This window comes from Paenibacillus pedocola (assembly GCF_031599675.1).
Taxonomy (GTDB): domain Bacteria; phylum Bacillota; class Bacilli; order Paenibacillales; family Paenibacillaceae; genus Paenibacillus_AQ; species Paenibacillus_AQ pedocola.
Genome location: NZ_CP134223.1, coordinates 6,443,640 through 6,459,085 on the forward strand (window position 1 = coordinate 6,443,640; position 15,446 = coordinate 6,459,085).

The following is a 15,446-nucleotide window of genomic DNA, read 5'->3' on the forward strand; positions in this document are numbered from 1 at the left end:
TCGTTCGGATATTGTGCATAAATCGCCTAACCTGCAAATGGTTCAGCATGCGCCCGCTCGTAGTTGACGAACTTGTTAAAGTTCTTCAAGAAGACAAGCTCTACAGTCCCTACTGGACCATTACGTTGTTTGGCAATAATTATTTCAATAATGTTCTTCTTTTCCGTGTCCTGATTATAGTAATCATCACGGTACAGGAAGGCTACGATATCAGCATCCTGCTCGATGGAACCCGATTCACGAAGGTCACTCATCATCGGTCGTTTATCCTGACGCTGCTCTACACCACGGCTAAGCTGGGACAGGGCAATGACCGGCACATCCAATTCGCGGGCAATCTGCTTCAGTGTACGCGAGATCTCCGATACTTCCTGCTGGCGGTTCTCCCCGCCCTTGCCGCGTCCCTGAATCAGCTGCAAGTAGTCGATGACGATCATGCCAAGGCCCTTTTCCTTCTTAAGCCTGCGGCATTTGGCGCGGATATCCGTAACTGTAACCCCGGGCGTATCATCAATATAGATTTCCGCTTCCGACAGAGACTGAATTCCCATTGTCAGCTTGGACCAGTCGTCATCGCTCTTGAATTCACCGGTACGCATAATATTGGCATCCAGATTGGCTTCGGCGCAAATCATACGCTGTACCAGCTGCGGGGCCGACATTTCCAGACTGAAGATGGCAACCGTCTCTTTGGCGCGGACCGCCACATTCTGGGCAATATTCAGTGCAAATGCCGTCTTCCCTACAGAAGGACGGGCAGCCACAATGATCAAGTCATTGCGCTGGAAGCCGTTAGTCATATGGTCGAGATCGACGAATCCCGTAGGAATCCCTGATGTGCCGCCTTTGTTCTGATGGAGCAGCTCTACGCGGTCAAATACCTGCATGAGTACATCGCGAATAGCAATAAATCCGCTTCCGCTGCGGCGGTTAGAGATTTCTAAGATCCGCCGCTCCGCATCGCTTAGCATGATGCCTACATCTTCACCGCCGGTATAACCTTCGCTGACAATTTGCGTCGCTGTGCGGATCAGCCGCCGCAGCATCGCCTTTTCCTCAATAATTTGAGCGTAATAGTCCACGTTGGCCGCAGTCGGCACTGCATGCGCCAGCTTAGCCAAATAGCTGACACCGCCGATATCCTCAAGCTCTCCCCTGTCCTGAAGCCGGGACGTCAGGGTAATCAGGTCAATCGGCTGGCTCTCTTCTCCGAGCTGCACCATCGCCTCAAAAATCATCTGATGCGGTTTATCGTAGAAGTCTTCGGTATTCACCCGCTCCATCGCGGTAATCAGCGCTTCATCATGCAGCAGAACAGCACCTAGAACGGCCTGCTCCGCCTCCAGATTCTGCGGGGGAACCCGATCGAAAAAGAGATCTCCACCCATGTTACTCCTCCGTTACCTGAACCGTGAGGTTAGCCTTTACTTCAGTATGCAGCTTCACTTGAACCTGGAACGTACCCACATGGCGGATCGGGTCGCTCAGCTCAATTTTGCGCTTGTCAATAACGATGCCTTGGGCTGCAGCCAGGGTTTCGGCAATCTGCTTGCTGGTGATTGCACCGAACAGACGGCCGCCCTCACCCGATTTCGCTTTTAGCGTCAGTGTCAGTTCGTCCAGCTTCTTGCCGAGCTGCTGTGCTTCCGCCTTCTCCTGATCCTTGCGGCGCTGTTCAGCAGCGGCCTGGTTTTCCAGTGTTTTTACATTGCCTTCTGTAGCTGGACGAACCAGCCCGCGCGGCAGCAGGAAGTTGGCTGCATACCCTTCCGATACCTCTTTAACCTGCCCCTTCTTACCTTGTCCCTTAACATCTTTTATGAAAATGACCTTCATTCGAACAGCCCCTCTTTCGATTCAATTTCAGCCAGCACTTCCAGCAGTCTGGCCTCTGCTTCCTTACTTGTTCCTTCAAGCTGTACCGCAGCGTTGGACAAATGCCCGCCGCCGCCCAGCTTCTCCATCACTACCTGAACATTCATCCGCCCGAGTGATCGGGCGCTGATGCCGATCAGGCCGTCAGGCCGCTCACTGATGACAAAAGATGCCACCACGTTAGTCATCCCAAGCAGCGTATCGGCGGTCTGGGCGATAAGCAGCTGCGGGATTTTCATTCCCGGTGCGGTTACAACCAGCGCTATATGATCATACACCATTCGCGCATGCTTGATAATTTCGGCTTTGGAGATATACTCCTGCAAATCCTCCTTCAGCATCCGCTGGATAAGGATTGTATCCGCCCCGATCCGCCGCAGGAAACCTGCTGCTTCAAAGGTGCGGGACCCGGTATGGAGGGCAAAATGCTTCGTGTCAACCGTAATCCCGGCGAGCAGCATGGTTGCCTCCAGCGGACTAAGCTTGATCTTATCGTGGATATACTGCAGCAGCTCTGTCACAAGCTCACAGGTTGAGGATGCATACGGCTCAAGATATACCAGCACCGCTTCGTTGATGAATTCCTCACCCCGCCGGTGATGGTCTACGACCACAATCCGGCTGGCATATTGCACGAGACGCGGCTCCATCGTCATAGAAGCCTTATGGGTATCCACTACGATCAGTAGGGTATGCTCGGTCATGACCTGCAGCGCCTGCTCTGTAGTGATAAAGGTCTTGTACAGATCCTCGTCCCGCTTGATCTGCTCCATCATTCGGGTAATGGAGGGATTAGGGGTCTCCATTACAATGCTGGCTTCTACGTTGTACATCTGGGCAGCCTTGAGCAGGCCAATCGCTGCCCCTACGGCATCGATATCAGGGTTACGGTGCCCCATAATCAGCACCTTATCGCTCTCCTGCATCAGATCGCGCAGGGCATGGGCAATAACCCGCGCCCGGACTCTCGTCCGCTTCTCGGCAGCATTGCTCTTGCCGCCGTAGAAGGACAGGCGCTGGCCCGCCTTCACGGCTGCCTGGTCTCCGCCGCGTCCCAGCGCCATGTCCAGACTGGATTGCGCCAGCGCTCCCAGCTCGCTGGCAGACTCCGCACCATACGCGAGGCCGATGCTCAGCGTCATCGGCACCTTAAGGTCGGCCGTCATTTCGCGCACCTCATCGAGGATGACAAACCGGCTCTCCTCCAGTGCCTGCAGGCTGCGGTGATTAAGCAGCATCAGGTAACGTTCGGAAGACAGCCGCCGCAGATACACCTCGAACTGTTTGCTCCACTCGGTAATCTCACTGGCCACCTTGGCGATCAGCGAGGTACGCTGCTGGTCATCCATGCCCTGAGCCGCTTCATCGAGATTGTCCATCATTACAATGCCGATAGCCAGCTTCTCTTCTTCATAGCGATCACGCAGCACTACAAGCTCAGTAATGTCATATAGATACAGCATACGTTCACTAGGAATAATCACTGCCTGGTAATACCGGTCGTCAACAGTGATCTCCTGTCTGACATCCTTAAGTGTGCCGATATCCTTGGCGATTTCCCGCTTGACTGGGCCACTGCCCGTCAGAGCAGGCACTACATCAGGCAGTAATTCCTGCAGCTCTTCGCCTACCAGCGATTTGCGGCTAAATATATCACTGGCATTGCGGTTGTTCCACTCCACGGTGCGGTCCTCGCTGTAGAGGATGATTCCAAGGGGGAGCATACTGACCGCTTCACCTTCGACCCGCTTGATACGAAAAGACAGGCCGTTAATATATTCCACCAGATTGCGCCGGAACGCCAGCTCCGCCTGCAGCATCGAGAAGCACAGGGTGCCGGCCAGAAACAAACTGGTCACACCCAGAACCCAGTTGTAGATACTGACGATGATAATAAGGACCAGCAGCAGCATGAACGCCCAGACGGTATGATAGCCGTGCCAGCGTCTTTGCAGAAATTTAGGCATGACCTCTCACCCTATCGTTTCGATTTCTTCACAAGCTCCCGCAGCGGGAACGCAATATCGATAATACCGATAATCCAAAGCCCCGGCAGCCAGACAACGAGCAGTGACAGTAATATTGCCACAATTTTGCTCCACTTGCGCTCATGGACCAGGAAGAATACGAACCCGATGGTCTGAATCTTAAATACAATTTGGAGTAATGGCAGCAGATTGGCGGAGATCATCAGCATAAAGCTGCTATCCGAATTGCCAGAGAACAAGCTAATTACAACGCCCAGCAGATAGTACCAGATAAAAGATCTTGAAAGTCTCCATTCGCGCGCAGGCTTCAGCTTCGGAACCGCATAACCCATACTGTTAAGGATAGGGCGAACAATGGAGTGGGTGATTACAGCCATCATAAAGGAGCTTAGAATCAGTGTCATTGGAATGACCTGTATCGTCATATGACTGATTGTGTTTACATCCTCAGATGTAAGGTTGAACTCACTGATCATCGGATTGCCTGTACCCAGATCGGAGAGCGGAGACATTACCATTTGCATCATATCATTCACGTAAGTGGAAAGATCAAAATTGAACAGCGCTGTACCAATCACCAGCAGCAGCAGAAACTCACCCAGAATGGTAACGGTTCCTGCCATGATGGTGGACAATGCCGAGGAGCGTCTCTTATACCAGCGTCCCATAACTAAAGCCGGGATCAGGAAATACAGTGCTAACAATACGTAGACAGGTGTAATCAGGCCTACAATCAGCAGGATCGGCAATAGATGCACAATAAACTGTTTTGTACTCAGGGTAGTGAACAACACTACGGCCGGAATAGTTAAGAAAAGTGTAGTAATGATGAGCAGCGGGGTTGATAGAGATAGCAGCAGCAGCAAGTAGGCGATGCTCCATGCCACAGATGTCCAGCGAAATTTCAACAGTTTTCACCTCTTACGCATATGTTCTTCTAACGCAGATATATCCTGGTACCATTCTTCAAGCTGATGCCCTTCCTGCCTGTGCTTTCTTAGCTTCTCCAGCAATAAATCATCCAGTTCGCGGTAAGGAATGCCAAGTCTGCGGCCCAGGATATAAGAGCTCATAATCAGACTCGCCAGACTGTCGCCTACACGGGCGGTACTGCCTTCCCAAAGTGCTTTAAATAACCGTGAGACTTGATCGATTACTTCGGTCTTTAACCACTCAATAACCTTGGCGCGTTTGGCCACATCCAGATCCTTCGGCACATTGGGCACGTCTCTCTACCTCCGGCAAAAAGCATTATTCTCCATTATAGCATAAATATTTCCCAGTCACACGGGAGGGTCCGGCCGCCTTAAAACTGCAAAATCATGCCTTTCAAAAAAGGCCCGTATTCCGTTATCGCCGGAAATACAGGCCCTAAAGTTCATCTGCTTCTGCCGTGATGATAGGTTATAAAGATTCCTGCGATTGCCGGGAGACGACCTTCTCACAATATTCAATGATTTGACTCCGGCGGACAATACCGATGAACCGGTTCATGTCATCAACCACCGGCACAAAGTTCTGCACTTTAGCCAGGTTGATCAGATCTTCCATATCAGCATCGATCGAGACCGGCAGATTATTCATCCGCAGCGGTACATCCTTCAGCAAATATTTTGAAGCATTCTCAAAGGTAACCGTCCCGCCCGAATCCTTCATATACCAGAGCAGATCCCCTTCTGTCACCGTGCCGGCATATTCTCCGTTGCGGTTCAGAATCGGTACAGCGGTATAGCGGTGAAACTCCATCCGTTCCAAGGTCTGGCGCAGTGTTGAATCCAAGGTAACACAGGCCACTTCTTGTTTAGGAAGTAAAAAAAACGCAATATTCATCTCTTGATCCTCCTCAAAGAGTTCCGAAGGAATTAACCCTGCTATTTAGGGCACCCGTAGTAATACGCCTTACCCAGCAATTAGTTCCACTCCATTATACCATGAAGACAGGAAGCAGCAGCCACTAACATTACACATGGCTGCTGCATTCTTACTCTTATGGTATTTGCTACGGGTTGATTACTGTGCTGCTGCTGTAGCCGAAGGCTCCAGTGCATTTTCAGCCTTGCCCGGCTCGATCAGCTGGCTTACCGGAGTGCCGGCATTCATCCAGTTGTCGATCATCGTTCTGGCTTCGCTCAAATCCTCTTCATCGACGATATCATAATACACGCCGTCAATCTTCTTGCCTTCACCCATGACAGTAAAGCTGGAAATATCCATATCCTTGCCGCCCATGAACTTTTTGGCGAGACTAATAATGGTGGAAGGCTGCAGATCTGTCTTGAAGTTTTCGCCCATAATATCGAGCAGTTCAGGGATTTTGCCGATTTGGCTGATTGATAACATTTTATTCGCAACTACATCAATAAAGACCTGCTGGCGTTTCGTCCGGTTAAAATCGCTGTCTTCACGGTAGCGGGTATAATTAAGGGCTTCTTCGCCGTTATAGTTCGATTTGCCGCCTTCGATGGTGAATTTCTCATGATCGGCACCTTTGTTCACAATATCCTTTTTGATGGGCAGCGGAACACCGCCGATGGCATCGACCGCATCCTTAAGTCCCTGGAAATTGATCGTTGCATAATATTGAATGTCATGGCCGAGCAGTGCTTCCAGTGTATCTTTTGCCATCTGCTGACCGCCGAAAGCATACGCATGGGTGATTTTATCCTTTTTGTTGTCCTTGTGCCCGATGATTTCCGTATACGTATCGCGGGGGATAGAGATCAGCAGAATTTTGTAATCCTCCGGACGGATAACGGCATAGATCATCGTATCCGAACGTGCTGTCTCATTCGCCCGCTGATCTGTTCCCAGCAGCATTAAAGAGAACGGATCGCTTTTGTAGACAACGGGTTCCGCTTGTACAGTGGACGTGCTGTCCTTAACCAGCGGCTCATACGACTCTTCTGCCAGTTTGGACTCCACCCGGTCGGCCAGGAAAAGATCAAAGGCCAGTACAGAAAGCGGCTTTTGAAACAAAAAACCTCCGGCGAGAATGACTACAACGGCTATAAGGGCTATATACCTTTTTTTAAACTTATTTTTTTTCATTAATGGGTTCCTTCTTTGTGTTGGAATATACAGAATAAACAAATGATTGCTTGCGATCTATTTACAATGCTTGCCCGTCGCTTACCAGGCACTCATGTCTGAATTTCTCTAGGCCGTCTTACTTGCCCTATTCGGTCTTATTGTCCCCCCTTTCAGGAATTAGGGTCGTTCTAATTGTAGAATAAACCTGGAAAACTGCTTTGACACAAACAATATTTCTATTGTAATCACTTGTGCCTTAAAAAGAAATAACAAAAAACGACATTAATAGTACGTTAGCTGCTGGTAATTACTTAAGTATATGACGCTCAAAATTACGATTTGTTTTATTCCGGCAAAAAAAAACAGAACCGGCAGGCCCGATTCGTATACGTCACGGGGGCCTTGCGGTTCTGTTGCTGTTTAATCTATTTCCTTAATCCACCATTTGTCCGGCTCAATAATATTGCTCATGGAATCGACATGCACACCCTGCAGGCGCTTGTTTACAGCAGTAATATTCACCCGCTCTGCAAAAAAGATCATCGGCACTTCCTCATTAATCAGCTTCTGCCATTCATAATAAATCTGCTTCCGGTATTCCTTATCATAAGCTTTGTTCCCCACTCCTTCACGAATCAGCTCTTCGCTTTGCTCCGAGGACCAGCGGGAGTAGTTCCACAAATCGGTTGCCCGCCACAGTCCCGAAGGATCGGGATCGCTTGCCAGCCCCCATACTCCGTTGAATAATTCAACAGTAGGGTCATCCTTTTCCACTGCCTCATAAAAAAGATTCAGCTCCTTGAGTGCCCCGCCATTCAACCGTACATCTAGCCCAACATCCCGCCAGTTCTGTAAAATAGCCTGTGTCCGCTCTTCGGTCGTACTGCTGCCGCTCATAGCATCATAATGAATAACCAGCTTCTGACCCTTCGGATCCTCACGCATTCCATCGCCGTCTACATCGAGATAGCCCGCTTCATCAAGCAGAACCTCCGCCTTCTCCGGACTGTATGGATACGTATCAATTTCGGTATCGGCAATCTTGGCCCAGCTTGAGCTTGGAATCGGTGTCTCAATCAGCTTGCCCAGTCCATAAGAGTATTGGTTAATGATCTCTTCCCGGTCCAGGGCGTAATACATTGCTTTGCGCAGACGTTTGTCGGTGAATTTGGGGTTGTCCATCACATTCCGCTGTGCAGTTTCATCCCAATGGCCGAATTTAAAGCCTATGTATTCGTAAGACAGCTCCGCCGATTGCATTAGGAATATGTTGTCGAGTTCTTTAAGTGCAGCAAAGGTCTCCCGCGGCGCAGTACCAATATCAATGCCGCCCGTTTCCAAAAGTCCGGTAATTTCACTGTCCTTTACTACCTTATAGTTAATACCATCTAATAAAGCCTTGCCCTTATAATAATTATCAAACCGCTGCATCCGGACAAGCTGGCCAGGCTGAATCTCCTTCACCTCAAAGGGTCCAATGCCGATCGGCCTCTTGCGTACCTGATCACTGTCGGCCATATCTTTAACAGCTACTCCGCTAAAATATTTCTTATTCATCGGATACGGCCACAAGTTGTCGATGGTGTTCACACGTGCCGAATTTACGGTAATCCTGAGCGTATACGGGTCTATAACCTTTACACCGCTTAGCTGATCTGTTTCTCCGCGATGGTAGGCTTCTACGCCCTTTATCATTTCCACACTATAATACCTGGAGCCTGTATAATCAGGACTTGCGATCGTCTCCAGCGCAAATTTCCAGTCTTCAACCGTCAATTCATCTCCGTTATGCCAGCGGACCCCCGGTCTGATGTTGAAGGTAAATACGGTATGGTCATCGGATTCCTTCCAGGAAGCGATGTTAGGAACGGTAGTCAAATCATCCTTCACAGTAAACATGGCCTCGGTTATGAAATCAAGCACATTAGAATCATCTTCGCCCTCAAAAAACGCCGGATCAAACAGACCCTGGAACGGAGCAGTATATGCATAGGTAACGGTACCGCCTGAAATGGCTTTATCCTCAGCCTTGCTGTAGCGTACCGGGTAGGAATCGCCGCCTGAACCGGCGCCATTACATGCCGACAGAATAATAGTCATTACCAGCAGAAGTCCGCTGATCTTCGATTTAAGCATGAAGTCCTTCCTTTCTTCTATACCCGCAGTTAAGTGAAAGCGTTTTCCAATAATAAGCTATATATATCATATAATGCGTAAATTTTTAAATCATGAATTTAACAAACTACAATATTGAGGATAACCAATATTCGTGCAGATGTGAAGCCCAATAAATGGATGATGCATCTGAGAAGGTATTCCCCCCGGCAAAAAGGCCTGCCCCCCGGGCAGACCTGCAGGTATAAATCGCCGTTCAATCCTCTTCGTCTGTGTGAATGATGCTTAAACCCTCCACATGCCGTTTTCGCATCAGCTTGCGCTTTTTCCGGTCTTCCTTGGTCTCGAAAATAATATCAAAATCGTAGTCCTCCGGGTACAGCTCATCCTTAGACAAGTAGGGTTTAAGCCGTTTATGGTTGAAGCGCATTTTTTCCTTCTGGATCATTACACCGACTATGCCCATACTGTCTTGTTTTGCATAGACGATCCCTGTACGGTTAAGCGAGCTGACGTAAACGGCATCGCCAATTTCAAAGCCGGATGTCGGGTTTTTATTGTCTTTTGGCAAATTCGCTTCATCCTCTACCCTGGCTGGCTTTTCTTCCCCGGGATTTCTGCGCAGCTCATGCTTGGCATATGCTCTTATGCCCTTCCCTCTGCCTGCCGCCATCTCCGGACCCTGCTGCTCCCGCTGCTGTACCACGAGCTGGTGTGAACGCCGGATAACCTCCGCAGGAATGCCCAGCTTCTCGGCAATTTGCAGCGCGTAACTCTCTCCAGCCTCGCCGATTGTCAGCTTGTATAATGGCTGCAGTGTATCCTTATCAAACTCCATCCGCGCATTTTCGAAACCCGGGGTAGACGCTGCGAATACTTTTAACTCGCTAAAATGTGTAGTAACTATGATATTGGCCCCGCGCCGGTTCAGCTCCTCCAGAATGGCGATGGAGAGTGCAAAGCCCTCTCCCGGGTCTGTTCCCGCCGCCAGCTCATCAATCAGCAGCAGCACGCCTCTGCCAGCGTAGCGCAGCATGCCCTCTATACTCTTCATCTGGGCCGAGAAGGTGCTTAGAGACTGTGTGAGGCTCTGTCCGTCACCGATCACACTGATCATATTTGAGAATACCGTAAAATCGCTGTTCTCCTCCACGGGAACCAGCAGCCCTGACTGTACCATTGCGGTCAGGAGGCCCAGCGTCTTGAGGACCACTGTTTTCCCGCCGGTATTAGGGCCGGTAACAATCAGTGATTTGTAGCCCTGGCCGAACTCAAGGCTTACAGGTACCATATCCTTCAGTTCGGGATGTCTGCCGCCGTTCATCCGTAAGAATCCCCGCTCATTCAAGGCCACCTTCCTCGCCCCGAGAGTCCTGGCGTATTTAGCCTTGGCAAAGATGAAGTCATAGGTGCCTGTTACTTCAATATTAATACGCAGCGCCTCCTGCTCTTGCTCTACAAGGCCGCTCAGCATACTCAGGATGATGCTCTCTTCCCTGGCTTCATCCGCTGCCAGCAGCTCAAGCTCGCCCTGCAGGGCGGCTACCTCATAAGGCTCCACGAACACCGTCTGCCCGCTGGTGGACTGGTCCAGCACAGCCCCCTTCACCTGCTTGTGATACTCCCGTTTCACAGGGATGACATACCGGCCGCCCCGCATGCTGATTAGGTTCTCCTGAAGGATCGACTGATGCCGGGACATAATGCTCTCCAGCTTCCTTTGAAGCCGTTCCTTAGCCACTGCCAGCTTTTTCCGCACCCGTTCCAATCCCTTGCTTGCTTGATCATCAATTACCCCGAAGCGGATACAGCGTTCAATCTCTTCTCTTACCTGCTTCAGCTCCAGCAGCGACGCTCCATAAGCAGCAATACGCGGGGCAATCTGCTCTTTGGAGGCCATATACTTGCGCAGCTGACTGCAGCTGTTCAGAAAAGTAACGATGGCTGTGAAATCCTGCTCATTATAGAGATACCCTGTACCCATCAGAGACATGATCCATTCGATGCCCTCTAAGGAAGGCAGTGGAACACTTGCCCCGCGCTCCAGCAGCTCCTTGGCCTCTTCTGTTTCATCCATTGCCCGGTGTATAGCCGGCAGATAAGTCATCGGACTCAGTTCACTCACCATTCTCCGGCCTTCATAGGATACGGCATGCCGTGCTACATCCTTTTTAATATCCTCATACCCGAGTGTGCTTAGACTTTCCAAATTCACTGGTATTCCTCCTCTATTCTTCAACTGTCAGCGGTATTTGTTCCTAACGCAAAAAAGGGCAAAGACTGCACTATGCAGTCCTTGCCCTCATTTGAATGGTATTGTCCCCTTGATGTGCTGACCTCCGGCTTCACAACAAAAAATCATGCCCGGAAAACAGAAAAAACCGTGCTCAAGAGCACGGTTAATCACAAAGAGAACAATAGCCGTAAGAGGCCATGTTGACGCTTCGCGTGTTCTTAACTAATCATCCACTCTGCGATAAGAACTCAGTATGATTGCACATACTCAAACAGAGCAAGCCTCCGGTAATAACGAGTCCTGCTGCTACTTATCCTCAAGTGATATGAAATTGCTTAGTTAAGAACGCTCACCAACATCAAAATTTCCCCTTTAGTTATAGGATACCTGTAATTTACTACATTCTGCTAAGAGAGTCAATTCCCAGCGAAGAAATTGAACACCCAAGTGATTCCATTCCTGCTGTCAGCAACTTGTCCATGCAATGCCCCAAAAAAGGTCTTTTGCAGCTCAACCTGGACTTTTCCGCCATCCTCTACCAGCTTCCCGTAGATGCTGCGCAGTTCTTCTTCGCTCTCCAGTGCCATAATGATGCTAACATTCTCTGTTTTGGCACCCCGGCCATAATCATCAGAGAAATGGATCAGGCTGGACCCGAGCACCAGATCGGCATGCAGCAGCTTGCCGTTATGCTCATTCAGTACCTTGATTTCACCGCCAAATACGCTTTGGTAATACTCCACTGATTCACGTACATTCTCAATAATTACATAGGGGCTTGCACTGATCATCGTTATTCCTCCGGCCTTTTAATTGGACGGCTACCAGCCGTCACTTCTTCTTATTATATACAATGGCGGCGCTGGTTACCAAGCCTTGAACCGGCTAACACTACTCTTCCGCATACATAACAAAAAAGCAGCCGGTTTCCCGGCTGCTTCATAAAACGTCCTATTCCGTTGTGTAAGGCAGCAGCGCGATTTGACGCGAGCGTTTTACAGCAATGGTCAGAGCGCGTTGGTATTTTGCACTTGTACCAGTTACACGACGCGGCAAAATCTTTCCGCGTTCGCTGATGAACTTCTTAAGAAGCTCAGTGTCTTTATAATCAATGTGAGTAATTTTGTTCACAGTGAAGTAGCACACTTTTTTGCGCTTGTTGCGTCCACCACGACGTGCCGGTCTTTTGTCGTTGTCTCCGCCTTCTCTTTGTTTGAAAGCCATGTTCAGTTCAGTCCTTCCTTATTAAAATGGCAAATCATCGTCCGATATATCGATCGGTTTTCCATCGCCTGAAAAAGGATCTTGATTATTGTTGCTGCGCGAGAAATTGTTGTTATTTCCGCGTCCGCTGTTACCGCCGCCACCATAGGATGGTTCTTCGGGTACATTTCCGCCACTTGGCGCATTGCCACCTTCACGATTCTGCGAGGATTCCAGGAAACGGACATTATCGGCAATAACTTCAGTAACGTATACGCGTTTACCTTCGTTATTCTCGTAATTCCGTACTTGGATGCGGCCTTCTACGGCTGCCAGACGCCCTTTGCGCAAGTAATTGGCACAGGTCTCAGCCAGCTGTCTCCAGGTTACTACCGGGATGAAGTCCGCTTCGCGTTCACCGTTCTGGCCCGTAAAGTTGCGGTCTACGGCAAGCGTAAACTGCGTTACGGCAACACCAGCGGGAGTATAACGAAGTTCCGGGTCACGGGTCAACCGACCGATCAGAATGATACGGTTCAACAATTCAATCCCCTCCTTTTAAGCGATTCGTTACAAAGCTTGTCAAGATCTTAGGCAACGTCGTTCGTAATGAGATAACGAATAACTTCGTCGGAAATCTTCATGAGACGCTCGAGTTCAGTAACTACTGCAGGTTCTGCAGTAAAGTTAACCAAAACATAAACGCCATCACGGAATTTCTTGATCTCATACGCAAGACGGCGTTTACCTTGCACATCGTGCTTTGTAATTTCTCCGCCGTTGGAGATGACGCCTTGGAATTTTTCGACTGCTGCTTGAACGGCTTCTTGTTCAATGTCAGGACGAATAATGTACATGACTTCATATTTGCGCATAATTTTCACCTCCTTATGGTCTGCGGCCCCTGATCACGTCAGGAGCAAGGAACGAGCACAAACATAGACTCGCACCAAATTAATATACCAAATAATTCTGCTGATTGCAAGTGCTAATAATCCTCGGCAGATCATGGGAGCTTATGGGCTACATGAACAGCACCCGGCCGGCGCACAATATAACCGCATTACCACATCATCTGAGGAGGGAACAACATGGGTGAACAAACAGAATATGAAAAAGGCGACAAAGCACCAAACCCGGGAGTCTATACAGAAGTAGGAGAAGCCCGCAGCTTCCACACCCAAATTACGAATCCAAAACGCATCACGATGGAAAAGGGAGATACCTTCCCTGAGACCACAAACAAGGACCGCAAGTGGAAAAAGGTTGAAAAAGCCCGGGTTCATTAATTTTTTACTTCACATGTATAAGAAAACGGGCTCCGGCCCATAATAACCTCAGGCAGTACAAAAGAGAGGTGTGGTTCCGTTGGACGTCGTAGACGAACACAATCACTGGGATTCTGATTCAGCAACTATTGTAAGCCGGGAACAGTAAGGCTGGCCCTTAAAAAAGGTATCAGCTTTTGCAATACCCTATCACTTTAGCGGCTATAAACAGAGAAATTCCGAACATCATTGATGTACTGCCTCTGGAGAGAGATCCGCAAGGATCTCTCTTTTTGTTGTGCTTGGTGTGACAACACTTCAATTTCTGAAAACAAAAAAACCTCCGCCATAGCGAAGGTTATATTTATCAATAGTATTAGTTGTGCTGTAGTGGCGGAGAGGGTGGGATTCGAACCCACGCACGCTGTGACACGCCTAACTGATTTCGAGTCAGCCCCCTTGGGCCACTTGGGTACCTCTCCGCAGCAAGATTTATTATATCATGTCATTTATAGTTTTGCAAGCTTAATTATTTTGTAAGCCCTCTTCTTTTGAGCGCAGCACCTTTTTCAGGTTTTTCTCGAATTTGGCGCGGGGGATTAGCACACTGTGCTGGCAGCCAACGCATTTGATCCGAATATCCATCCCCATCCGGATGATCTCCATTTCATTGGTTCCGCAGGGATGGGGCTTCTTCATCTGAACAATATCCCCTAATTGAAAAACCTTCCGTTCCATCAGTTCTCCCCCTTTTCTCCCTCTTGAGCAGCAGCGACCTGTCTTCGCGGAATAGCACCGACAGCACTTGCCGCCTCTTCGGCCTGTGCTTCAAGCTCACGGGCCTTCCGCTCTGCCTCCGCCTCTTCAAGTGCCGTCTGTTTCTCCAGCGCTTGCTTAATATCGCTTTGGATCTGCCGCTGCGCTGCGTCTCTGGCATTAGGCTGGCAATTAGCCGCTACACGAATTACATATTCAGAGGTATTCATGGATTGAATCCCCAGTATATTCGGATAAGCCAGTATGTTTTCATTCCGCTCTTCGATCCCCTGTAACGCTTCGCCGATTAGAGCAAGTGTAGTTTCAAGTCCCCGCTCAATCTTCACCGGCACATCCACCACAGCCAAGGCATTAGCCAGAGAATAATTCGTTACGTTAACTATCGTGCCGTTAGGGATAATATGAACCTCGCCTGTAGTGCTGAGCAGCCTGGTCGTTCTGAGACCGATCATTTCTACGGTTCCTTTATAGGTTCCCGTCTGAATCACGTCACCTACTGCGAACTGATCCTCAAAAATGATAAAGAATCCGGTAATTACATCCTTGACCAAACTCTGCGCTCCGAAACCGATAGCCAGACCAACAACACCGGCTCCGGCCAGCAGCGGCCCAAGATTGAAATTGAATTCGGAAAGAATCAGCATAATCATGACAAAATTACATATGACCGTAACCACATTTTTCAGAAGCCCGCCTACGGTAGAGAAACGGCGGCTGTTTGCCAGTAATCTGCCCCTGGTTTCGCGTTCCATCGAGCGGTCGATAATTTGGTAAACGACCTTAATAATAACCCGGGTCAGAACAATGATTAGCAAAATCCTCAGACCTGAAAAAAGCACGTTCGCCCACATATTTGCATCCGTAACCCATTCCCACACTTTATCTTTGAAGTGGACCACCTGCTCTACAGCATTATCAGACGATTCCGCCTCCAATAGCCATTTATTCATTTGA

General features: G+C 49.2%; 16 protein-coding genes and 1 tRNA gene. 1 reads left to right on the plus strand and 16 read right to left on the minus strand.

Annotation, left to right across the window (positions count from 1 at the left end; translation table 11 throughout):
• Window positions 1–26: 26 nt before the first annotated feature.
• The 13 genes from dnaB to rpsF form a co-directional block, all read right to left on the minus strand.
• Entirely contained in the window at window positions 27–1,388 is a 1,362-nt protein-coding gene (gene dnaB, locus QU597_RS28580; protein ID WP_236336812.1) for a replicative DNA helicase, read from the minus strand.
• A 1-nt stretch (window position 1,389) separates the two neighbouring features.
• Window positions 1,390–1,836: a 50S ribosomal protein L9 gene (gene rplI, locus QU597_RS28585; protein ID WP_054942626.1), complete on the minus strand. Its 447-nt coding sequence runs from the start codon at window positions 1,834–1,836 to the stop codon at window positions 1,390–1,392.
• The gene (locus tag QU597_RS28590) at window positions 1,833–3,842 is read right to left on the minus strand and encodes a DHH family phosphoesterase (RefSeq protein WP_310830845.1); all 2,010 of its coding nucleotides are present in this window, start codon (window positions 3,840–3,842) and stop codon (window positions 1,833–1,835) included. Before QU597_RS28590 ends, rplI begins: the two co-directional genes overlap by 4 nt.
• An 11-nt stretch (window positions 3,843–3,853) precedes the next feature.
• On the minus strand, window positions 3,854–4,771 hold the full coding sequence (locus tag QU597_RS28595; protein WP_310830846.1) for a DUF2232 domain-containing protein: 918 nt from the start codon (window positions 4,769–4,771) through the stop codon (window positions 3,854–3,856).
• Window positions 4,772–4,777: 6 nt separating this feature from the next.
• On the minus strand, window positions 4,778–5,080 hold the full coding sequence (locus QU597_RS28600) for a MazG-like family protein (RefSeq protein ID WP_206105356.1): 303 nt from the start codon (window positions 5,078–5,080) through the stop codon (window positions 4,778–4,780).
• A 187-nt stretch (window positions 5,081–5,267) separates the two neighbouring features.
• The gene (locus tag QU597_RS28605; protein ID WP_206102597.1) at window positions 5,268–5,693 is read right to left on the minus strand and encodes a CBS domain-containing protein; all 426 of its coding nucleotides are present in this window, start codon (window positions 5,691–5,693) and stop codon (window positions 5,268–5,270) included.
• 180 nt (window positions 5,694–5,873) lie between these two features.
• A complete protein-coding gene (locus QU597_RS28610; protein ID WP_310830847.1) occupies window positions 5,874–6,911 on the minus strand; it encodes an LCP family protein in 1,038 nt (345 codons plus the stop codon).
• Window positions 6,912–7,313: 402 nt separating this feature from the next.
• The gene (gene opp4A, locus QU597_RS28615; protein WP_310830848.1) at window positions 7,314–9,029 is read right to left on the minus strand and encodes an oligopeptide ABC transporter substrate-binding protein; all 1,716 of its coding nucleotides are present in this window, start codon (window positions 9,027–9,029) and stop codon (window positions 7,314–7,316) included.
• A 235-nt stretch (window positions 9,030–9,264) separates the two neighbouring features.
• Window positions 9,265–11,223 carry an endonuclease MutS2 gene (locus tag QU597_RS28620; protein ID WP_310830849.1) on the minus strand — a complete coding sequence of 653 codons (1,959 nt, stop codon included), beginning with the start codon at window positions 11,221–11,223 and terminating at the stop codon, window positions 9,265–9,267.
• Window positions 11,224–11,660: 437 nt separating this feature from the next.
• The gene (locus tag QU597_RS28625; RefSeq protein ID WP_310830850.1) at window positions 11,661–12,035 is read right to left on the minus strand and encodes a VOC family protein; all 375 of its coding nucleotides are present in this window, start codon (window positions 12,033–12,035) and stop codon (window positions 11,661–11,663) included.
• 160 nt (window positions 12,036–12,195) lie between these two features.
• Window positions 12,196–12,468, minus strand: coding sequence for a 30S ribosomal protein S18 (gene rpsR / locus QU597_RS28630; RefSeq protein WP_019914552.1), 273 nt, complete (start codon window positions 12,466–12,468; stop codon window positions 12,196–12,198).
• Between the two features lie 21 nt (window positions 12,469–12,489).
• Window positions 12,490–12,990: a single-stranded DNA-binding protein gene (gene ssb, locus QU597_RS28635; RefSeq protein WP_054942635.1), complete on the minus strand. Its 501-nt coding sequence runs from the start codon at window positions 12,988–12,990 to the stop codon at window positions 12,490–12,492.
• Between the two features lie 47 nt (window positions 12,991–13,037).
• Window positions 13,038–13,322 (minus strand): 30S ribosomal protein S6, encoded by a 285-nt coding sequence (gene rpsF / locus QU597_RS28640; RefSeq protein ID WP_054942636.1) that lies wholly within the window; start codon window positions 13,320–13,322, stop codon window positions 13,038–13,040.
• Window positions 13,323–13,538: 216 nt separating this feature from the next.
• Here rpsF and QU597_RS28645 point away from each other — a divergent pair, with 216 nt between their 5' ends.
• Window positions 13,539–13,736: a YjzC family protein gene (locus QU597_RS28645; RefSeq protein ID WP_054942637.1), complete on the plus strand. Its 198-nt coding sequence runs from the start codon at window positions 13,539–13,541 to the stop codon at window positions 13,734–13,736.
• Between the two features lie 370 nt (window positions 13,737–14,106).
• Here QU597_RS28645 and QU597_RS28650 read toward each other — a convergent pair.
• The 3 genes from QU597_RS28650 to QU597_RS28660 all read right to left on the minus strand — a co-directional run bounded on the left by QU597_RS28650 (window position 14,107) and on the right by QU597_RS28660 (window position 15,442).
• Window positions 14,107–14,197 (minus strand) — tRNA-Ser (locus tag QU597_RS28650).
• 43 nt (window positions 14,198–14,240) lie between these two features.
• Entirely contained in the window at window positions 14,241–14,453 is a 213-nt protein-coding gene (locus QU597_RS28655) for a DUF951 domain-containing protein (protein WP_310830851.1), read from the minus strand.
• Window positions 14,453–15,442 (minus strand): mechanosensitive ion channel family protein, encoded by a 990-nt coding sequence (locus QU597_RS28660; RefSeq protein ID WP_310830852.1) that lies wholly within the window; start codon window positions 15,440–15,442, stop codon window positions 14,453–14,455. The genes QU597_RS28655 and QU597_RS28660 overlap by 1 nt, the downstream gene beginning before the upstream one ends.
• Window positions 15,443–15,446: the final 4 nt, after the last annotated feature.